General features: G+C 66.2%; 17 protein-coding genes. 6 read left to right on the top strand and 11 right to left on the bottom strand.

Annotation, left to right across the window (positions count from 1 at the left end; genetic code table 11):
- Position 1 precedes the first annotated feature (1 nt).
- The 10 genes from ACP99_RS03355 to glpK form a co-directional block, all read right to left on the bottom strand.
- Positions 2-1,141, bottom strand: a complete 1,140-nt coding sequence (locus ACP99_RS03355) for an ABC transporter ATP-binding protein (protein ID WP_049985246.1) — start codon at positions 1,139-1,141, stop codon at positions 2-4.
- A 6-nt stretch (positions 1,142-1,147) separates the two neighbouring features.
- Positions 1,148-2,017 carry a carbohydrate ABC transporter permease gene (locus tag ACP99_RS03360; RefSeq protein ID WP_049985247.1) on the bottom strand — a complete coding sequence of 290 codons (870 nt, stop codon included), beginning with the start codon at positions 2,015-2,017 and terminating at the stop codon, positions 1,148-1,150.
- Positions 2,018-2,123: 106 nt separating this feature from the next.
- On the bottom strand, positions 2,124-3,014 hold the full coding sequence (locus tag ACP99_RS03365; protein WP_049985248.1) for a carbohydrate ABC transporter permease: 891 nt from the start codon (positions 3,012-3,014) through the stop codon (positions 2,124-2,126).
- Between the two features lie 21 nt (positions 3,015-3,035).
- A complete protein-coding gene (locus ACP99_RS03370; RefSeq protein ID WP_049985249.1) occupies positions 3,036-4,457 on the bottom strand; it encodes an ABC transporter substrate-binding protein in 1,422 nt (473 codons plus the stop codon).
- A 569-nt stretch (positions 4,458-5,026) separates the two neighbouring features.
- Entirely contained in the window at positions 5,027-5,818 is a 792-nt protein-coding gene (phnE, locus tag ACP99_RS03375; protein WP_049985250.1) for a phosphonate ABC transporter, permease protein PhnE, read from the bottom strand.
- A complete protein-coding gene (phnE, locus tag ACP99_RS03380) occupies positions 5,815-6,624 on the bottom strand; it encodes a phosphonate ABC transporter, permease protein PhnE (protein ID WP_049985251.1) in 810 nt (269 codons plus the stop codon). Before phnE (ACP99_RS03380) ends, phnE (ACP99_RS03375) begins: the two co-directional genes overlap by 4 nt.
- Positions 6,625-6,626: 2 nt before the next feature.
- A complete protein-coding gene (gene phnC, locus ACP99_RS03385) occupies positions 6,627-7,457 on the bottom strand; it encodes a phosphonate ABC transporter ATP-binding protein (protein WP_049985252.1) in 831 nt (276 codons plus the stop codon).
- Between the two features lie 55 nt (positions 7,458-7,512).
- Positions 7,513-8,724, bottom strand: a complete 1,212-nt coding sequence (gene phnD / locus ACP99_RS03390) for a phosphate/phosphite/phosphonate ABC transporter substrate-binding protein (protein WP_049985253.1) — start codon at positions 8,722-8,724, stop codon at positions 7,513-7,515.
- 127 nt (positions 8,725-8,851) lie between these two features.
- Entirely contained in the window at positions 8,852-10,018 is a 1,167-nt protein-coding gene (locus ACP99_RS03395) for a Cdc6/Cdc18 family protein (RefSeq protein ID WP_049985254.1), read from the bottom strand.
- A 1-nt stretch (position 10,019) separates the two neighbouring features.
- Positions 10,020-11,534: a glycerol kinase GlpK gene (gene glpK / locus ACP99_RS03400; protein WP_049985255.1), complete on the bottom strand. Its 1,515-nt coding sequence runs from the start codon at positions 11,532-11,534 to the stop codon at positions 10,020-10,022.
- Positions 11,535-11,919: 385 nt separating this feature from the next.
- On the opposite strand from glpK, the gene ACP99_RS03405 reads away from it, so the two are divergent.
- The 5 genes from ACP99_RS03405 to ACP99_RS03425 all read left to right on the top strand — a co-directional run bounded on the left by ACP99_RS03405 (position 11,920) and on the right by ACP99_RS03425 (position 18,197).
- Positions 11,920-12,585 (top strand): HAD hydrolase family protein, encoded by a 666-nt coding sequence (locus ACP99_RS03405; protein ID WP_049985256.1) that lies wholly within the window; start codon positions 11,920-11,922, stop codon positions 12,583-12,585.
- Between the two features lie 26 nt (positions 12,586-12,611).
- Positions 12,612-13,493: a hypothetical protein gene (locus ACP99_RS03410; RefSeq protein ID WP_049985257.1), complete on the top strand. Its 882-nt coding sequence runs from the start codon at positions 12,612-12,614 to the stop codon at positions 13,491-13,493.
- A gap of 99 nt (positions 13,494-13,592) precedes the next feature.
- Positions 13,593-14,774: a hypothetical protein gene (locus ACP99_RS03415; RefSeq protein WP_049985258.1), complete on the top strand. Its 1,182-nt coding sequence runs from the start codon at positions 13,593-13,595 to the stop codon at positions 14,772-14,774.
- A 14-nt stretch (positions 14,775-14,788) separates the two neighbouring features.
- Positions 14,789-15,205 carry a hypothetical protein gene (locus ACP99_RS03420; RefSeq protein ID WP_197052341.1) on the top strand — a complete coding sequence of 139 codons (417 nt, stop codon included), beginning with the start codon at positions 14,789-14,791 and terminating at the stop codon, positions 15,203-15,205.
- 109 nt (positions 15,206-15,314) lie between these two features.
- Positions 15,315-18,197: a hybrid sensor histidine kinase/response regulator gene (locus ACP99_RS03425; protein WP_049985260.1), complete on the top strand. Its 2,883-nt coding sequence runs from the start codon at positions 15,315-15,317 to the stop codon at positions 18,195-18,197.
- 18 nt (positions 18,198-18,215) lie between these two features.
- On the opposite strand, the gene ACP99_RS03430 is transcribed toward ACP99_RS03425, so the two are convergent.
- Positions 18,216-18,668, bottom strand: coding sequence for a DUF6653 family protein (locus ACP99_RS03430; protein WP_049985261.1), 453 nt, complete (start codon positions 18,666-18,668; stop codon positions 18,216-18,218).
- Positions 18,669-18,818: 150 nt separating this feature from the next.
- Between ACP99_RS03430 and ACP99_RS03435 the strand changes: the two genes are divergently transcribed.
- The gene (locus tag ACP99_RS03435; protein WP_049985262.1) at positions 18,819-19,226 is read left to right on the top strand and encodes a DUF2267 domain-containing protein; all 408 of its coding nucleotides are present in this window, start codon (positions 18,819-18,821) and stop codon (positions 19,224-19,226) included.
- Positions 19,227-19,436: the final 210 nt, after the last annotated feature.

Genomic DNA, 19,436 nt, shown 5'->3' on the forward strand with positions numbered 1-19,436 from the left:
GTCAGTGCTCCGCGCGGGTTTCGACGTCCTCGGCCGTGCGCTCGCGCGGGGAGGAGTGATAGATCGCGTCACCGGACTCGTCGAACACGTGGAGGCGCTCCTCGTCGACGCCGAGTTCGATGACGTCGCCCGCGTTGATCTCGCTGCGCGCCTCGGCCTTGACGTGTATCTCGTCGTCGCCGATCAGACAGTGCAGCAACAGCGACTCACCGAGCGGCTCGGTCACGGACACTTCGGCCTCGAAGGTCCACCGCTCGCCGTCGACGTTCCGCGCCAGCGAGACGTCCTCCGGACGGACGCCGAGGGACGCCCCGCCGGAGTGCCCCGCGAGGTCCCCCGCGTCCGGGAGCGGCAGATCGAACGCCTCGTGGCGCGCGGAGACGCCGTCGCCGTCCCCGTGGAGTTCGATGGGGACCACGTTCATCGCCGGGCTGCCGATGAACTCCGCGACGAAGCGGGTCGCCGGGTAGTCATAGAGCACCTGCGGCGGATCGACCTGCTCGATCTGCCCGTCGTTCAGCACCGCCACCCGGTCGCCGAGCGTCATCGCCTCCGTCTGATCGTGCGTGACGTACAGCGTCGTCGCGTCGATCTCCCGGTGGAGCTGCAACAGCTCCGCGCGCATCTGCACTCGGAGCTTCGCGTCGAGGTTGCTCAGCGGCTCGTCGAGGAGGAACACGTCCGGCTCCCTGACGATGGCGCGCCCGATCGCGACCCGCTGGCGCTCCCCGCCCGAGAGCTCCTTCGGCTTGCGTTCGAGCAGTTCGGGGATGTCGAGGATCTCCGCCGCCTCGCGTACGCGCTCGTCGATCTCGTCGTCGGTGTAGTCGCTGACGGACTTCATTCCGAACTTCATGTTCTCCGCGCCCGTCATGTGCGGGTAGAGCGCGTAGTTCTGGAACACCATCGCGATGCTCCGCTCTTTCGGCGCGAGTTCGTTGACGCGACGCTCCCCGATCCGGAGCTCGCCGCTCGTGATGCTCTCGAGCCCGGCGATCATGCGGAGCGTGGTCGATTTACCGCAGCCGGAGGGTCCGACGAAGACGAGGAACTCCCCGCTGTCGATGTCGAGCGAGATGTCGTCGACCGCCGTTACGTCGTCGAACTGTTTCGTGAGACCGTCGATGTGAATGTCAGACATATTCTGTCACTTCTGTTGGATGGCGAGCGTTTCGAGGAGCGGTTTGTGCAGCACGATGAGCACGGCCAGCGGCGGCAGGAGCGCGATCACCGCACCGGCCATGATGATTCCCCAACGGGTGAGCCCCGACTGCGAGGCCGCTTGGAGGAATCGAAGTCCGACCTGCACCACCTGCTTGCTCTGATCGGTCATAATGATGAGCGGCCAGAGGTACTGGTTCCACGCGTAGATGAAGGTGATCACCGAGACGCCCGCGATCATCCCCTTCGACATCGGAATCAGCACCTTCCAGAGGAACGTCAACGGCCCGACGCCGTCGAGGTGAGCGTTCTCCACGAGCGACGCGGGAATCGCCATGAAGTGCTGTCGGAACAGGAAGACCGCCGTCGCGCTCGCGATGTACGGTCCGGTGATCGCCATCAGCGTGTTCCCCCACCCGAGCCGCGCCATCAGATCGAACAGGGGGACGATCCGAACCGGCACCGGCAGCAGGAGGGTGAGCAGGATGAACATGAAGACGGCTCGCTCGTAGGGGAACCGGTAGTAGACGAGCGCCAGCGCGGCGAACAGCGACAGCGTCACCTTGCCGACGACGATGATGATCGACATCACCACCGAGTTGATCATGTACTGCCCGAAGTTGTACTCGCCGAGCACCGTCCCGTAGTTCGAGAGCCCCTCGCTCCCGATTCCGACGTTGGTGACCTGGTACACCTCGGTCGTGTTCTGAGTGCTCATAATCAGCGCCAACAGCAGCGGCAGTCCCATCAGGAAGATCGACAGGACGAGCCCGCCGTGGATGACCGCCTGCTCGGCGTCGACGTCCTCGGGGAGGAGTCGCGCGAGAGTCGATTCGGACGTTGAGCTCGTTGCCATCTCTCAGACACCTCCGGTGGAGACGTTCGGCGTTGGCTCTGCTCTTCGCCCCGATCGGGACTGCCCTCCCCGCCGCCGACTCGACTGTGTGTTTCCGTTCATCGTTTCACGCATAGGTCGTGTAGCTCTCCGATAGCCGCAACTGGACGTACATCAGTATCGCCACGATGGCGAACAGGACGACCGACTCCGCGGAGGCGAGCCCGAGGTTGCTGAACTCGAACGCGTCGCGGTACAGTTTGAAGATCAGCAGGTTCGTCGCCTCGTTCGGTCCGCCGCTGGTCATCAAGTCCACCAGCGGGAACGTCTGGAAGAACGCGTAGATGGTGTTCATCACGACGAGGAAGACGAGCGTCGGCGACATCAGGGGGACGTACACCCGATACAGCATCTTGAGGTGTCCCACGCCGTCTAACTTCGCCGATTCGGTCAGCGTCTCGGGGATGTTGTTCAGCGCGGCGACCATGAAGATGATGTTGTAGCCCAGTTGCTTCCAGATGGCGACGAGGGCCACGATCGCGAACGCCTGCGGGCCGTTCGTGAACCACTCCAGCGAGGTCCCGGTGAGGCTCTCCAGCACGAAGGTGATGATCCCCAGCGACGGGTGCAGGAGGAACAACAGCACCGACGCGGCGACGGCCGTGGGGAGCGCGTACGGCCAGATCGCCGCGATCAGGTACGTCGACGATCCCACGTCGACCTGGAAGAGGAGATACGCCACGAACAGCGACGCCGCGAGCGTCCCGATGACGACGACCGCGGCGAAGGCGACCGAGATAGCGAAGCTCCAGTGGTACGCCGACGAGGTGAAGAGCGAGACGTAGTTGTCCAGCCCCACGAACGTCTTGCGCGTTCCCAGGAGAATCGTCTGCTGGAGGCTCAACCTGAAGGTCTCTACCCCCGGGTAGTACAGAAAGGCGATCAATACGGCAAACGTCGGAAGCAGCAGCAGAAACGCCTGCCACCGCGACTCGTATGGTTTCGTAAATTCCGGCATACTCTCGAAGTGGGTGGCCGCTTACGAGACTCGGTCGTTGTAGTTCTGCAGCGCCTCGTCGACGTCGCTCTTGATCTCTGAAAGCCCGTCGGAGACGCTCGGTCCGCCGTCTTGGATCATACTCACGTACCCCTCCTCGATGATCGTTCGGACTTCCGGGAACGGACCCATCAGCGCACCGCTGGTGGCGGGCGTGCTCTCGGTCTCGTTGAGCTGATCGATCGCCGTCCGGAAGGCCGGGTTCTCCTCGTAGAAGCCCTCGTCCTCCAGTTGCGTGATCGACTCTTCGCGCACGGGGAAGTAGCCGGTGCCCGTGTGCCACTGCGCCTGCTGTTCGGGCTGGGTCATAAACAGGAGCAGTTCGGCCGCGGCCTGCTGCTGTTCGTCGGAGAGCCCGCGGGGGACCCAAAGCGACGCCCCGCCGATCGGGATCCCGGTGCGTTCTCCGCCCGGTGCCGGGAGGTACGCCGTGTCGAGTTCGAACCCGTTGTCGGCCGCGCCCTGCTGCATCGGCGCGATGCTCGACGTCGAGTAGATGATCATCCCGGTCTCCTGGGTGAGGAACGCCTGCTGGGCCTCTCCCCACGCCTCGATTCCGGGATTCAGGTACTGGTCCTGCTCGTAGAGGTCGACCCACCACTCGAAGATGTTCTGTGCGGCCTCGCTGTCGAGGTTCGACTCCGTCGCGCGTCCGCCCCGGCCGTTGTCGTTGTTGACGAGCGTGGTGTTCTGATGCCCGAACCACGACTCGACGAACCACGAGTGATTCGGGAACGTCATCCCGGTCTCGACGACGCCCTCGCTAGTGAGGGTGTTCGCCGCGTCCGTGATGCCCTGGTACGTCGTCGGCGGGGAGTCGGGATCCAACCCGGCCTCCTCGAACGCGTCCCGGTTGTACATCATGATCGCGTTGCTGGAGTTGAACGGCATCGAGTTCAGCTTCCCGTCGACGCGATAGAAGTCGAGCACCGGGTCGAGGAAGTTGTCGAAGTCGATCCGGTCGCTCGGGATGATGTCTTCGACCGGAACGAACGCCTGACTGTCGATGGCCAGTTGGGTCCCGATCTCGAAGATCTGCGAGAGCGCCGGCGGGTTCCCGGAGCTCACCGCTTGCGTCGTCGCGTTGAGGTTGTCCCGGTAGCTGTTCCGCGAGGTCGTCTCGACGGTGATCCCGTCGCTCTGCTCCTCGAAGCTGTCGACGATGTCGTCGATCCGCTGGGCGAGGTCGCCGCCCATCGCGTGCCAGAATTGGATGGTGACCGAATCGCTACCGGAGTCCCCGGCGGTCGTCCCGCCGGAGTCGCCGCCGCTGTCGCCACCGCTGTCGCCGCCGCCGTCTCCGGACCCGTCGCCGCCGTTCTGACTCGAACAGCCGGCCAGTCCCGCGATGGTCGCAGCGCCCGCGCCTTTGATGAACGTCCGCCTGGATCGTGTCAGTTTCATATGTACTCGAATGAGGATTATTTTTTACCCACATAATTCTTTGGTACGTTCTATATATACCGCTCCGTTGAGAGACCGAACCGCGCTTCGAGATGTGGAGCGTGACGTCGGAGCAGTGCCGGTATTCGGTACTCTCTGCTTCTGATTGGCGGTTTCGCGCACGTGAGCGCGAACGTAAAATCCCCGAACTGTTCTGGGTCAGGGACGTCTCGAACAATATTTAAAAGTTCGACTATACGAGATTACGTGGTTGTCGTTCTCGTCGTAAATTTCCAGTTCTCACCGCGTAAAGGCGCCTCAAACGGCCATACAGATGTATCTTAGCCACTCCTCGTACTAGCCCCTCCAGTGCTCACCTATGCTACGGCGGTCGAACTGTTCTATATAGGCGAACTGTCGGTGCTGAAAGAGTGAACGCCGCGGTGCACGACCACGGGAGCGGCCGACACGAGCTATCAACCAGTTGATTATTTGTGTGTCGGTCGTCGCCGTCTGCACGCTCAGAGTCGAGTACGCGCCTCGACTCGAACGGGCACCGTCTGGCGGTCGAAAAAAGAGGACGTTCGCCGTCAGCGGGCCTTCCGGCGCAGGTACGCCGACGTGACCTCACTGAAGATGACGATGCCGAGAATCGCGAGCAGGATCGTCAGTACCTGCTGCCAGGCGAAGAAGTTGATCGACGTGTTGAGTTCGACGCCGATCCCGCCGGCGCCGACGAAGCCGATGATGGTCGACGCGCGGACGTTGATGTCCCACCGGTACGTCGAGACGCCGATGAAGGCGGGTTTCACCTGCGGTGCGATCCCGTAGATGGCTGCTTCGATCGAGTTCGCGCCCGTCGCCTTGACCGCCTCGACTTGACCCGGATCGATCTCCTCGATCGCTTCCGCGATGAGCTTCGAGCAGAACCCGACCGAGCGGACGGCGATAGCGAGCGTCCCGGCGAGTGCGCCGGAACCGAAGACGATGACGAAGACGAGCGCCCAGATGATGACGTTCACCGACCGGGAGGCCGAGATGATGAACTTCCCGATCACGAAACCGAGCCGGTTCGGCGTCGTGTTCTCCGCGCCGAGTAGCGCGACCGGGATCGCCATCAGCACCGCCAGCGCCGTGCCGAGGATCGCGATGTGGATCGTCTCGATCATCGGTGAGATGATCTGACCGGTGTACGCCACGTTCGGGGGGTACATCCGGTTGATGAGATCCATGAACTCCGTGGGCGCGGTGCCGACGTAGCCGTAGTTGATCTGGAGGAGCCGCCACGAGATGGCCGCGGCCACCAGCGTGATCAGACCGAAGAGGTACCGGACCATCCGCTGCCGCGGCGTCCGTCGCTCCCACGTTCGGTAATCGGTCATTGTATCCGCCCCCTGACGTAGGTGCTGATGAACTCACCGATCATGACGATGGCGATGATCGCGAGGATGATCGTCAGGAAGAAGTCGTAGTCGTACTGGTCGAAGGAGCTCAGGAGCGTCGATCCGATGCCGCCCGCACCGACGATGCCGACGATCGTACTGTGACGAATGTTGATGTCCCAGCGGTAGATCGTCAGGCCGACGACGCGCGGCATCACCTGCGGGACGACGCCGAACAGCATCGTCTCGGTCTGGTTCGCGCCGGTCGCCTCGACGGCCTCTTTTTGCCCGGCGTCGATGTCTTCGATCTCTTCGGCGAGCAGTTTCGCGAAGAACCCGATGGTCTTGTACGAGAGGGCGATCACGCCCGCAAGCGCGCCGATTCCGACCGCCTTGACGGCGATGATCGCGATGATGAGTTCGTGAAACGCCCTCGAGACGGTGATGATCCCCCGACCCAGTACGTACACCGGCCGAGGTGCGATGTTCTCGGCGGCCATAAAGGCCACCGGGATGGAGATGATCACGCCGACGATCGTCGCGATGATCGACATCGCGATCGATTCGGTCAGGCCCTCGATCAGGAGGTCAGTCTTGAACGGCGTGAACTCCGGCGGGAACATCCCGGTGATGAGCCCGACCGCCGAGTCCCACCCCGCGGCCATCCGGGCGGGCGAGATCCGCATATTCCACGCGCTCCACAGGAGGAACACGGCGATGACCGCGTACACCGCCCACTTCACGTAGTGGTTGTAGAACGCCGTCGGCCGCTGCCACGTCCGGCGGTCTGGTTGTTCTGTCGCCATCGTTATCCTCGGCGCATAGCGCCTTCTTGCGTGGCCGAGTCGGAGGCGCTCGAACCGTCGTCCGAGGGCGATTTCACCGCGCTCTCGTCGGGGATCTCCTCACCGCGGTAGATCTGCCCGCGGGCGGTCTCGTCGAGGTCCTCGGGCGTTCCCTCGAAGACCTTTTCGCCGTCGCGGAGGCCGACGATCTGATCGGAGTACTCCTCCGCGAGGTCGACCTCGTGGATGTTGATCAGCACCGGGATGTCGTCCTCGTCGGCGATCTCGACGAGCAGATCCATCACCGCGCGCGACGTCTCGGGGTCGAGACTGCTCGTCGGTTCGTCGACGAGCAGGATCTTCGGGCGCTGGAGAATCGCCCGTGCGATGCCGACGCGCTGACGCTGTCCGCCGGACAGCTCGTCGGCCCGGTTGTTCTCGTGTCCCTCGAGGCCGACGCGTTCGAGCACCTCGTACGCCCGCTCGATGTCGTCGCCGTCGAACTTCCGTCGGAACGCGTTCCACGTGCTGACGTATCCGAGCCGTCCCGACAGGACGTTCTCCATCACGGTGAGCCGCTCGATGAGGTTGTACTCTTGGAAGATCATCCCCATATCTCGGCGAGCGTTCCGGAGTTCCTTGCCGGACAGGCCGGTGATCTCTAAGCCATCGAGTTCGACGGTGCCGCCCGTCGGCTCCGTGAGTCGGTTGATGCATCGGATGAACGTACTCTTTCCCGCGCCGCTGGGGCCGATCACCGCGACCGTCTCGTTACCGGTCACGTCGAGTGAGACGCCTTTGAGAGCCTCGTCGCCGGAGGGGTACGTTTTCTGTAAGTCGGTTACTGAGAGCATATCTAATGTGTCGTAGCTGGTTGTTGATAAAGAAACGAAGGGAGACGGGCGTCGACTACCCTTCGATGTTGCCCGTCTGGTACTCGGTGTCGAGCGACTCCTGGATCTGGAGGATGATGTCCCAGACCGTCGCGTAGTCGATCTCGACCCACGTGCCGCGGCCCTCGAACTCCTCGGCGATGGAGGTGTCGCTGTAGTCGTAATCGAGGAACGCGCGGCGGACGCCCTCTTGGATGTCCGGATGGAGCGTGTGGACGTACGAGAAGGCGGTCGTCGGGAACGGCTCGGAGGCCCAGATGGTCTTGATCTGGGACGGGTCAAGCTGGTCGTCGCGAGCGACGCGGGCGTAACACGTCGAACACACCGGTGCCGCCTCGTAATCGCCGTTGGCGACGCCGAGGGAACTCTGTTGGTGGCCACCGGAGTAGCTCACTTCGTAGTCCTCTTCGGGCACGACGCCCTGGTTGGCGAACAGCGCGCGCGGTGCGAGGTTGCCGGAGTTCGAGGACGGGTCGGCGTGCGCGACGTTCTGCTTCGGCTCACCCTTGAGGTCCTCGAGTGCGCCGATGTCCTCGTTGTCGACCTGCGTGATGAGCCACAGCCGGTAGCCGAACGAGCCCTCGCCGCTACCGTCGATCTGGACGGAGAACGGGACGGCCCCGGCGATGTTGACCGCGAACGGGACGGTCCCCGTCGAGAAGCCTGCGAGGTGGAGCCGCTCGGAGCGCATCGACTCGACCTGCGCCGCGTAGGAGTCGAGCGTCGCGTACTCGACGCTCTTGCCGGTCTCCTCCTCGATGTTGTTCAGAAGCGGCTCCAGCGTGTTCTCGTACACCGTCGGGTCCTCGGTCGGGACCAGCGAGAACTGCAGCGTGTCGGGGTCGAGCCACTCGCTCTCGTCTTCGGGCGTCTCCGGCACCGGATCGCCGTAGCGGGGCTCGTCGCGGGGGTTCTCCTGCATCCGTTCGAGGTCGGCCATCGCGCCGGTCTCGAATCCGGCCTCGAGAAGCGTGCTGGTCAGCTGCGGGAACTCGGGGTCCGTCGGATCGAACTCCGGGTACGTCGACGGATCGACGTGATCGGGGGCGTCGTCACCGCCGTCACCACTGTCGCCGCCGGAGTCTCCCCCGGAGTCGCCACCGCTGTCGCCGCCGGAGTCTCCCCCGGAGTCGCCACCGCTGTCGCCGCCGCCGCTACACCCCGCGACACCCGCGAGTGCGGCGGCTCCAATTCCACTGACGAACTTCCGTCTATCAACCTGGCGCATAACCGGAGGATCGATAGTGATAGAACTTAATTCTTTGGATGCGCCAGGTAGGCAGTATTCATATAATTATTTCTCATCGATGCACCGGGCGCATATTAGCTCCCGTCTACGGGCCTCCCCGTCTCGCTCACCGCGCGTCGTAGAGCTTTCTGAACGCGCGGGTCGGGAACCGCGGTTCCACGCGGCTCGGGGGACGCCCCTTCCCGGAGGTGTTCCCGTGCGGCACCCGCTCGACGATTCCCGCCTCGGCGAGTTGGTACAGGAACCGCTTGACGGTGCTCGCCGACAGCGACACCGTTTCGACGGCGGCGATCGTCGCCGCCGCCGTCGTCACCGACTGTCGGCTGTCGTCGTCGAGATCGATCAGCGCCCGCAACACCGTCTGTTTGTTCGCCGGGAGCGAGAAGATCCGCCCGAGCGAGACCGCCGGCCTGGGGACCGAGTCGATCCCCGCTTCGATGTCGGCCTCGCGGAGGCGGTTGTTCCCGTCGGACATCGCGACGTCCGCCGCCCCCAAGAGCGCCGCCAGGGCGTCGTGGGCGTCGCCCTCGGCCCACTCTGCGATCCGCCTCGCCCCCGCGTGATTCAGCGACTCTCCGGGAACGCCCCCGTTCGCACGCGTCATCAGGAGGTCGATCAGCACCTGCTCTTGATACCGGCCGATCTCGAAGTGGGCGGTCTCGTCGACTGGACCCGCGGGCTCCGGCGCGTTCCGGCCGATTGCGAGCCACGAAATGCCCTCCAGCGGCGCGAGCGAGTCGAGCAACCACTCGATGCCGTTCGACTCGGTCTCGCCGAGGTGATCGACGGCCGCGACGACGCCCGAGGGCTGCCGCGCCAGCGCGTCCTCCAGCCGCTCGAACATCCAGTCGGTACCGACCCCCTGATCGGGGATCGAGTCCTCGGTCAACCCGTCGAGGAGGTCGCGGTACAACGCGAACTGCGTGCTCGCCTCCCGGGCGTCGACGTACACGAACGTCGGGACGTCTCGCATCTGCACCCGCGTCGCGGTGTGGATCACCGCGCCCGGTTGCAGCGACAGCGACGCCAGCCGATCGAACAGCACGGAGACGACCGCCGATTTCCCCGATCCCTTCGGCCCGTACACGCAGCCGTTGGGGGGAAGCTCCCCGCGGAACGCGGGGTCCAGATGATCGAGCAGCCGCTCCACGAACGGGCCCCGACCGACGGGGTCTTCGACGTGTGCGACCGGGCTGAGCCGGTCGTAGTCGACGATCAGGCGGCGATCCGTCTGGACGCGCTGGCGACGCCTGATTCGCGAATCGATGTCCATGTTACTGCGTTTGCTCCCAGTCCATCGCTCGGGTTACCGCGTCGGTCCATCGCCGGTACTTGTTCGCGGCGGTCTCCGCGTCGGTCTGCGGTTCGAACCGCCGGCTCCGCTGCGTCACGTCCCGGCTCTCGGCCATCGACTCCCAGTATCCGACCGCGAGCCCCGCGGCGTACGCGGCCCCGAGGGCGTTCGTCGCATCGACCGCCGGCCGCACCACCGTCCGCTGGGTCAGGTCCGCCTGCAACTGACAGAAGTAGTCGTTCCTCGTCGCCGCGCCGTCGACGCGGAGTTCCGCGAGCGGCTCGCCGAGGTCGTCCTCGACCGCCCCGACGACGTCGCGGACGCGATAGCCGATCGACTCCAGCGTCGCCAGCAACACGTGCTCGCGGCGGGTCTCCCGCGTCAACCCGAGTACCGTTCCCCGCGCGCCTTCGTTCCAGTGCGGCGCGAAGAGCCCAGAAAAGGCCGGGACCACGTAGACCCCGTCCGAGGAGTCGACGCGCTGGACCGCCGAGGCGATCTCGGCGACGTCGGTGAGAAGCGAGACGTCCTGCAGCCACTCCAGCGCCGATCCCGCCTCGAACACCGGGCCTTCGAGGGCGTAGCGGGCGTCCTCGCCGGCGCGCTGGAACCCGACGGTCTCCAGCAGCCCGTGTTCGGAACGGACCCGCTCTCGGCCCGTACTCGCCAGCAGGAACGACCCGGACCCGTAGGTGTTCTTCGCCGTCCCCCGCTCGAAGCAGGCCTGCCCGAACAGCGACGCCTGCTGGTCGCCGACCGCGGCGGTGACCGGGACGGCGGCCCCCAGAAACCCGTCCGGGTCGGTCTCGCCGTAGGCGTCGGGATCGCTCGACGGACAGACCGTCGGCAGCACCTCGGTCGGGACGTCGAAGGCGTCACACAGCCGTTCGCTCCACGACAGCGAGTCGATGTCGAACAGCAACGTCCGCGAGGCGTTGGTGACGTCGGTGACGTGCCGACCGGTCAGGTTGTAGAGCAGCCAGCTGTCGATCGTGCCGAACCGGAGTTCGCCCGCTTCGGCCCGCCGCTGGAGGTGCCGGGAGCCGTCGCCGCCGCGTTCGAGCAGCCACAGCAGCTTCGCCGCCGAGAAGTACGGATCGGGTCGGAGACCGGTGACCTGGCGGATCAGCGCGTCCTTCTCGGCGACGACGTCCTCGAACCGCTCGGTCGTTCGCCGGTCCCGCCAGCCGATCGCGACGTCCACGGGCTCGCCGGTCGCGGCGTCCCACAGGAGCGCGGTCTCGCGCTGGTTGGCGACGCCGATCGCGGCCAGTTGTTCGGCGTCGATCCCGACGTTCCGAAGCCCGTCTCTGACGACCGATTTCGTGCACGCCCAGATGCTCTCGGGGTCCTGCTCCATCCGGTCCGGCTCGGGAGTCGACTGCTCGTGTTGGGCGTAGGCGCGGCCGACGGGGGCCCCGTCGCGGTCGAAGACGATGAACCGCGTTCCGGTGGTGCCCTGGTCGATCGCACCGATGTATGCGTTGGTCGTCATTGGGTTCTCGACACGAAGCGGCCGTCTCCCGACAGCAGCTGTGCGTTGGTATATCACGGGCTGAGATAAATCGTTCGCACGCCGCCCGAGAGGCCCGTCTCTCGCGGCCCGCTGGAGTGGTGCGGTTTCCTCTTCGGGCTACCGCAGTCATTTCAACTCGTTTATTTCTTTACTATCGATCCCAGATCGGATGTGAAAATATATGCCCCGTGACCACACAGACCGTGGTACCGATGACCTCTCGACTTCCGCACGCTTCGCTCCGCCGTCCGCGCGGGCATACAGGCCGCCGCCGAACGGCAGCGTTGGAGAGTGTGCCCGCCGCGGGTCGGCGCGAGCGCGAGACCGACGTCGCTGTGACCGAACCCGGGTCCGTGAGTAACCGATGAGCCGTCCCCTCGCGCTCGACATCGACGGCACGATGACTCGTCCCGACGGCGGGATCGACGAGCGCCTGTTCGGACCCCTGCGGGAGTGGGAGGAGCCGGTCGTCGTCGCCACCGGGAAGTCCTTCGCCTACCCCGTGGCGCTGTGCACCTTCGTCGGCATCCCCGAGCGCGTGATCGCCGAGAACGGCGGCGTCGTCCTCGTCGACGGCGACCTCACCGTCGACGGCGACGCGTCGGCCGCGCGGGCGGTCGCCGCGGACCTGCGTGACCGGGGCTACCCCGGCGGCTGGCCCGACCCGGATATGCACAACCGCTGGCGCGAGACCGAACTCTCGGTGACCCGCGAGGTCCCGCGGGACCTGCTGGAGGACCTCGCGGCCGAGTACGGACAGACGATCGTCGACTCCGGCTACGCCTACCACGTCAAATCGCCCGCGGTGGACAAGGCGACGGGGCTGCGCCGGGCCTGCGAACTGCTGGAGCGCGACCCCGAGGAGTTCGTCGCGATCGGCGACTCCGCGAACGACGCCGAGCTTTTCGACCTCGCCGGGCACGCGGTGGCCGTCGCGAACGCCGACGAGACGGCGCTCGCGCGCGCGGACACCAGAACCGAGGGATCGTTCGCCGACGGCGTCCTCGAAGCGCTCGAATCGGTGGCCTGATTGTCGATGCCGCCGACGCTGTACCGATGAGCGACCGACTCAGACTCCGCCGCCCCGAGCACACCGGCGAGAACCGCTGCGGCGCGTGTACGGCCGTCAACGTCGTCGCGCTCGCGGCGCTGGTCGTCCTGCTCGGTCTGTGGCGGCCGCTTCTCGCCGCCGCGGTCGCACTCGTCGGCGGCGTCGCCGTCTGGCTCCGCGGGTACCTGTTCCCGTACACGCCGCGGTTCGCCCCGCGTCTCGTGACGCGGCTCCCCCCGCGGCTCGCCCGGTGGTTCGACGGCCACGAGCGCCGTTCGGACTCGCTCGGCGACGTGCGGGCCGGCGGAGGTGGCGACCGTGCCGACGAGCGCGACGGCAACGCTGTCGGCGACGGCGACCCCCTTGCCGCCACGACAGAACCCACCCCCGACGAGGTCTTCGAGGCGCTCGTCTCGGCGTCGGTCGTCGCCGTCGACGACGACAGACTGGAACCGACCGCGTCTTTCGCGTCGTCGTGGCGCGCGGAGATGACGTCGCTGGCCGACCTGTCCGACGCGGCTCTCGCCGATGCCGTCGCCGACGGCGTCGCCACCGCCGAGTCCGCGCGCGTCGAGCGCGCCGGGTCGGACGTCTTCGTCGTCGTCACCGGCGGCGACGGGGGCGTCACGTGGCTCCGGCGGCCGGTCGCGCTCGCCGAGGTCGGCGCGGTGCGTGCGCTCGCCGACACCGGCGTCCCCGACAGGCTCCGCCCGGCCGCGGCCCACGCGCTGTGTGCCTTTCTGGACGCGTGTCCGGACTGCGGCGAGGAACTCGTCGAGAGCGCGCCCGAGGACTGCTGCGGGCACACGCTCCCCGACCTCGACGGGGCCCCGCCGGCGGTGCTGGCGTGTGAGGCCTGCGGCGTCGTCTTTCAGGAGTTCGAGTAGGGGGTTCCGGCCCGAGCGGGTCACGATGTCCGGCGTGGTAGGGCCCGTCTCTCCTCGGGGAGTCAACATTGATGGTCCGAACCGGTCAATCCCACGGCAATGGCGTTCGGGCTCGCCCCGTCGGTCCTGCGGTCGCCGAGAGTCTGGGTCGGCGGCACCGCGGCCGCTGACCTGCTGGCTCGGTTCCCCGGCGACGTCGTCGTCCCGCTGCTCTCGCTCGCCGGCGGCACCGTCGGTTCGACGTCCGTCGCGGCGGCGACGACGTGGCTGCTCTTCGCGACGGTGTTCTACACGTTTGCGCCGCTGGTCTACACGTACCTCGAACAGTTGCCGTCGGGTGAACGGGGCTTCAGGCTGCTCTTTGCCACCTCGGCGGTGAGCGCGGGACTCGTCTTCGAGGTCGCGGAGGGTACTCGGCTCACGGCCGGCATCGCGGTGCTGATGGTCGCGAGCGCGGGCGCGCTGCTCTGGTACCTGAGCCGCGTCCGGGAGTGGTCGCTGTTCGACCCGGAGGGGCGGGGCGTCGAGGTCCTCCAACTCGTCTCGCCGCACCGGGACGTCTCCGAGGAACTCCGCGCCGACTTCGCCCGCGAGGGCCTCCTCGGCCTCGTCGGGCGCGTCGTCTACCTCGCCGCGGTCGGCCTTCTCTTGGTCTTTCCCGTGTTTCTCGCCGGCGTCGTCTCGCAGTTGTTCGTCTACGCGTACCCGCTCCCGGACTTGCTGTTTCTCGGTTGGGCGGTCGTGGCCGCCGTCTCACCGCGGCTGACGGTCGGCCCGAGTCGCGAGCAGGTTCTCGACGTCGGGTTCGACTTGGAGCGGTACCTTCTGGACTCGCTGGAGAACGCCTCCAGAAGCGTTCAGGGGCTCTTTCTGACGACGTTCGTCGTCCTCGGCGCGTTCGTCGCCGCGGGGTATCTCTTCTTCGCGGTGACGCTGGGATCCCAGTTGGTCGGCCCGGTTTCGGCGCTCCTCGACGGACCGGTACTCGGGCTCGGCCCCGACGCGTGGGTCACGATCTGGAACCTGGTCGGGCTGACCGCGATGCTCGGACTCGCCGGTGTCTCCTTCCTCTGGCTGTGGATCCGCGAACTCCAGCGGCTCCCGCACTTCCTCGACGCCTGGGAGAACCGCTCGATGGCCGACGGCGAGCCGATCGCGCGCCCCGCCGGGTTCGTCGCCCTGCCGCTCGTGGCGGTGTTCGCCTCGGCCGCCTACGCCTTGTCGTGCCCGCTCCGGGGACGTCGCTGGCCGAATACGCGTTCGCGCTCTGCTGGCCGATAGTCGTCGGCCTCGGTGTGTGGGTCGCCGACAACTCCGAGCGGTCGCAGCCGCTGACGCACGAGAACCTCTGGATCCCCGTCGGCCTGTACGTCGAGACCGCGTCGATCTGGTTCCTCGCGCGGACGTTCACCGTCGCGAGCGCGAATGAACCTCCGTCGGTGCGGACGATTTTCGGACCCGCGACCCTCCCGGTCGTTCTGGCGTTCGTCACCGCGTTCCCGACGCTCCTCCCCTACGTGTCGAGATACGAGGACCGGGACGTCGAGGGTCGGAGCTACGCGCTCGTTTGGTTCCTGCTCGGGGTCGCGGGGCTCGCCGCCCTCACCGCTCGGCTCGCGACGGACCCCGTTCGGTTCCAACTGCGGTTGCTGGCCGTCGCGGCGTTCCTCGGGAGCCTCGCGCTGGCGCTGGTCAGGTGGCGTGACCTGTGAACGTCTCGCCCGTCCGTGAGAACGAGAACCGGGAAGAATCTCTCCAGTTGACACGACAGCCACCGCTTAAGTTGTCGCCGGGCAAGTCGCTGACAACGAGCGCACCCGTATGACCGACACCGACGACCAGATAGACGTCCTTCACGTCGACGACGACGCCGCGTTCACCGAACTAGCGGCGACCTTCCTCGAACGTGTCGCGCCGCGGCTCTCGGTCCGCTCGGCGACGAGCGTCGCGGAAGCGCAGACGCTCCTGACTGAGCACGACGTCGACTGCGTCGTCTCGGACTACGATATGCCCGGACAGACCGGAATCGAGTTCCTCGAAGCGGTTCGCGACGCGCACCCGGAGTTGCCGTTCATCCTCTACACCGGGAAGGGCTCCGAGGAGGTCGCGAGCGAGGCGATCTCGGCGGGCGTGACCGACTACCTCCAGAAGGGGATGGAATCCGAGCAGTACGAACTGCTCGCGAACCGGATCTGCAACGCCGTCGACGCCCGCCAGTCCCGCGAGTTGTTGTCCGAGCGGACCCGGCGGCTGGAGACGCTCATCGACACCCTCCCGGGGATGGTCTACCGGTGTCGGAACGCCCCCGACTGGCCGATGGAGACGGTCGAGGGCGAGGTCGAGCCGCTCAGCGGCTACACGGCCGAGGAACTCGAGCGCAACGAGGTGAAGTGGGGCGAAGACGTCATCCATCCCGACGCCCGCGAGCGGACGTGGGAGGCCGTCCAAGAGGGGCTCTCGGCGGACCGGACGTTCGAGATCACCTACCGAATACGGACCCGCGACGGAGACACCCGGTGGGTGTGGGAACGGGGCCGCGGCGTGTACGAGGGGGACGAACTGGTCGCGATCGAGGGGTTCATCACCGACGTCACCGAGCGGAAAGAGCGGGAGGCGCGCCTCGAACGGACGACCAGCCGGATGGAGGCGCTCTTCGAGAACTCCCCGGACATGATCGACGTCCACACCGGAGACGGGACGATCGTCGAGGTGAACCAGCGGTTTTGTGAGGTCTTCGACCGGTCCAGAGAGGAACTGATCGGCAAGAAGGTGTGGGAACTGGACGCCGAGAGCGATCCCGACGAACTCCGCGAGGTCTGGGACGGGATGGACGTCGGCGACCGCATCGAGGTGCAGACCTCGTTCCGTCGCGTCGACGGCGAACCCTTCCCCGTGCGAGTCCACCTGACTCGCATCCAATCGGACGGGCCGGAACGCCGGTTCCTCGTCGTCTCGCGCGACGTCTCCGAGCAGGTCGAACGCGAGGAGGAACTCCGGCGCTACGAGCGGATGGTGAACACGATGCAGGAGGCCGCCTGCATCTACGACGCCGAGGGCCGCTTCGAGGTGGTCAACGAGGCCCTGACCGAGATTTACGGAACCCCGGCCGAGGAGCTTGAGGGGCGGCCCAGCAAACTCATCGCCCACATTCGGGCTGATGCCGACGGGGACCCCTACGGGGAACTGTTCGACGGCGAGCGCGACGAACTCCGCGGCGAGGCCGAACTGTCGTTCTCCGACTACGGCTCGGTCGTCATCGAGTACCGACTGACCCCGCTGCGGGTCGACGGGGACGTCGACGGCGTCGTCGGGGTGACCCGAGACGTCACTGATCGCCGCAGAAGCGAACGGCGGTTCGAGCGGATGCGCGAACTGCTCGACCGGACCGAGCGCATCGCCGACGTCGGCGGGTGGGAACTCGACCCCGACACGAAGGACGTCTTCTGGACGGAGAACCTCTACGACCTGTTCGGCGTCGACCGCGACACCGCTCCCACGTTGGAGACCGCACTCGACGTGTACCACGACGCGGACCGCGCCGTCGTCGCTGACGCGGTCGAGTCGGCGCTCGAAGACGGCGAGCCCTTCGACGTGGAGGTGCAGTTCCACCGCGGCGAAGACGAGCGAGGGTGGCTCCGCATTCAGGGGGTTCCGACCGTCGAAGACGGCGAGGTCCGAACGCTGCGCGGTGCCGTCCAGGACGTCACCGAGCAGAAGGAGCGCGAACGCGACCTCGAACAGGCCCGCAAGCAGGCCGACGAACTGTTCCACGGGATGAACGACTCTGCGTGGGTGATCGACCGCGACGAGCGGTTTCGGGCGGTCAACGACGCCGCGGTGGAGGCGCTCGGCTACTCCCGATCGGAACTGCTCTCGATGGGGCCGCACGACATCGACGACGGTCTCGACGGCGGCGAGATCTCTCGGCTGATCCAAGAGATGCCCGAGGACGAGGTGCAGGTCTTCGAGACGGTTCACCAGACCAAAGGCGGCGAGCGGATCCCCGTCGAGATCAGTTCGAGTCTCATCACCTACGACGGGGAGACGATGGTGCTGAGCACCGCGCGAGACATCTCCGACCGGAAACAACGAGAGCAGCAACTCGCCGAGTTCGCCTCGGTCGTGAGCCACGATCTGCGGAACCCGCTCAACGTCGCCCAGGGGCGACTCGAACTCGCCCGCGAGGAGTGCGACAGCGAGCACCTCGCAGACGTCGCGCGGACGCACGAGCGGATGAACGCGCTGATCGACGACCTCCTCACGCTCGCGAAGTACGGCAGCCAGGAGACGACGCTGGAACGGATCGAGCTGTCGGCGTTCGTCGAGCGCTGCTGGCGGAACGTCGCGACCGCCGGTGCGACCGTCGAGGCGACCGTCGATCGAACCGTTCGGGCCGACCGGCCTCGGCTCCAACAGCTCTTCGAGAACCTGTTCCGAAATTCGGTCGAACACGGGGGTCAAGATGTCACCGTCACCGTCGGGGCCCTCGACGACGGCTTCTACGTCGAGGACGACGGTCCCGGTATTCCGCCGGACGAACGGTCGAAGGTGTTCGAGATGGGCTATTCGACGATCCGGGACGGCACCGGGTTCGGCCTGAACATCGTCGAGCAGGTCGCCGACGAACACGACTGGCGCATCGACGTCACCGAGAGCGCGTCGGGCGGTGCCAGATTCGAGATCCGCGGCGTCGAGTTCGAGTGACCGGTGACTGGTCTCCGCCTACGCGCCGTCCGACGAGGCCTCGACGGCGGCGTCGTAGCGTCGCACCAGCACGCGTAGCCACCAGAACTTCAGCCCTAGCGAAGCGACCGTCCCGACGGCGGCACCGACCGGTCGCTGTCGATACGCGGCGTAGAGCGCATAACAGAAGCCGAGGGCCCCCGCCGCGTTGCAGACGTTCGGGTAGTCGAGACCGACGGTCCGTCGCCCCTCCTCGCGAATCCACCACCGCTCGGCGAGGACCGCTCGCGTCATCCACGCGTCGTCGGATTCGGGCGGACTGAAGAGGACCGGGTTCAGAATCGTCCAGCCGAGGGCGGCGATCAGCAGTCGCCAGTTCCGCCGGTAGAGGGCGTAGACGAGCACCGGCCCCGTGGGAACTCGCGACCAGCCGCTCTTGGGGTTCGAGTGACGGTTCCAGAGGATCGCTTCCGCGCGCTCTCGGAGTGACATCGGTGGTGGTGGTACGGCTCCCGAGAGGATATACTTCGGTGCTGTGAGGCCCGTCACGCCTCTCGTGGTCCACATACTTCGTCGTTTGTTGCACCTAGTTCGACGAAGAACATCGTTATGCGCTGACACGCGGTATCCCTATGTGGAGCAATGAATTTTGACGAGTTCACCGGCGAGGTGCAGAACCGACTCGAACTCCCGGGGACGGGCGAGACGGTCCGGGCGATCAGAGCGACGCTGATGACGCTGGGCCAGCGGATCCCGGCGGGCAACGCCGAGGACTTGGCCGCCTCGTTGCCGATGGAGATCAAGTGGTACCTGACCGGTGCGGTCCACGAGCACGGAGAGCGGTTCGACTGGTCGGAGTTCGTCTCCCGCGTCAGCGAGATCGAGGGCGTAGAGCCCTCGGATGCGGCCTACCACGCCCAGGTAATTATGGATCTCGTGGGGTCTCTCGTCCCGCCGTCGGACCTCCAGCAACTCCGCGATCAACTCCCGGAGAGTCAAGACGACGAGAACTGGCGTAAGCTGTTCGCCGTCGTCGACGCCGATGCGTAGGCTGTCTCTCGGGACGAGGTGGCGATCGGAACCGATCAGCGTTCATCTCTCGGATACGTGTCCGCTGTCCTTTGCTGTGATCTCTGTAGGGACGGATCCGACGGAGATTCGGTACGAAGCGAGACAGAGTTCGTTCACAGCTAAACTCCACAGAACGGACCCGACGGGACTCCCACGAGCGGAGCGAGTGGGAGGTCGTCGGGGGAGTGA

Origin of the sequence: Halobellus rufus, assembly GCF_000739575.1 — an archaeon.
GTDB classification, from domain to species: Archaea; Halobacteriota; Halobacteria; order Halobacteriales; family Haloferacaceae; genus Haloquadratum; species Haloquadratum rufum.

Bases quoted from the DNA above. Each gene is read 5' to 3' on its own strand.
- ACP99_RS03425 (WP_049985260.1), top strand. From the start codon at position 15,315: ATGACCGACACCGACGACCAGATAGACGTCCTTCACGTCGACGACGAC.
- ACP99_RS03360 (WP_049985247.1), bottom strand. From the start codon at position 2,017: ATGGCAACGAGCTCAACGTCCGAATCGACTCTCGCGCGACTCCTCCCC.
- phnD (WP_049985253.1), bottom strand. From the start codon at position 8,724: ATGCGCCAGGTTGATAGACGGAAGTTCGTCAGTGGAATTGGAGCCGCC.
- phnC (WP_049985252.1), bottom strand. From the start codon at position 7,457: ATGCTCTCAGTAACCGACTTACAGAAAACGTACCCCTCCGGCGACGAG.
- ACP99_RS03395 (WP_049985254.1), bottom strand. From the start codon at position 10,018: ATGGACATCGATTCGCGAATCAGGCGTCGCCAGCGCGTCCAGACGGAT.
- ACP99_RS03355 (WP_049985246.1), bottom strand. From the start codon at position 1,141: ATGTCTGACATTCACATCGACGGTCTCACGAAACAGTTCGACGACGTA.
- phnE (WP_049985250.1), bottom strand. From the start codon at position 5,818: ATGACCGATTACCGAACGTGGGAGCGACGGACGCCGCGGCAGCGGATG.
- ACP99_RS03410 (WP_049985257.1), top strand. From the start codon at position 12,612: ATGAGCGACCGACTCAGACTCCGCCGCCCCGAGCACACCGGCGAGAAC.
- ACP99_RS03435 (WP_049985262.1), top strand. From the start codon at position 18,819: ATGAATTTTGACGAGTTCACCGGCGAGGTGCAGAACCGACTCGAACTC.
- phnE (WP_049985251.1), bottom strand. From the start codon at position 6,624: ATGGCGACAGAACAACCAGACCGCCGGACGTGGCAGCGGCCGACGGCG.
- ACP99_RS03430 (WP_049985261.1), bottom strand. From the start codon at position 18,668: ATGTCACTCCGAGAGCGCGCGGAAGCGATCCTCTGGAACCGTCACTCG.
- ACP99_RS03365 (WP_049985248.1), bottom strand. From the start codon at position 3,014: ATGCCGGAATTTACGAAACCATACGAGTCGCGGTGGCAGGCGTTTCTG.
- ACP99_RS03370 (WP_049985249.1), bottom strand. From the start codon at position 4,457: ATGAAACTGACACGATCCAGGCGGACGTTCATCAAAGGCGCGGGCGCT.
- ACP99_RS03405 (WP_049985256.1), top strand. From the start codon at position 11,920: ATGAGCCGTCCCCTCGCGCTCGACATCGACGGCACGATGACTCGTCCC.
- ACP99_RS03415 (WP_049985258.1), top strand. From the start codon at position 13,593: ATGGCGTTCGGGCTCGCCCCGTCGGTCCTGCGGTCGCCGAGAGTCTGG.
- glpK (WP_049985255.1), bottom strand. From the start codon at position 11,534: ATGACGACCAACGCATACATCGGTGCGATCGACCAGGGCACCACCGGA.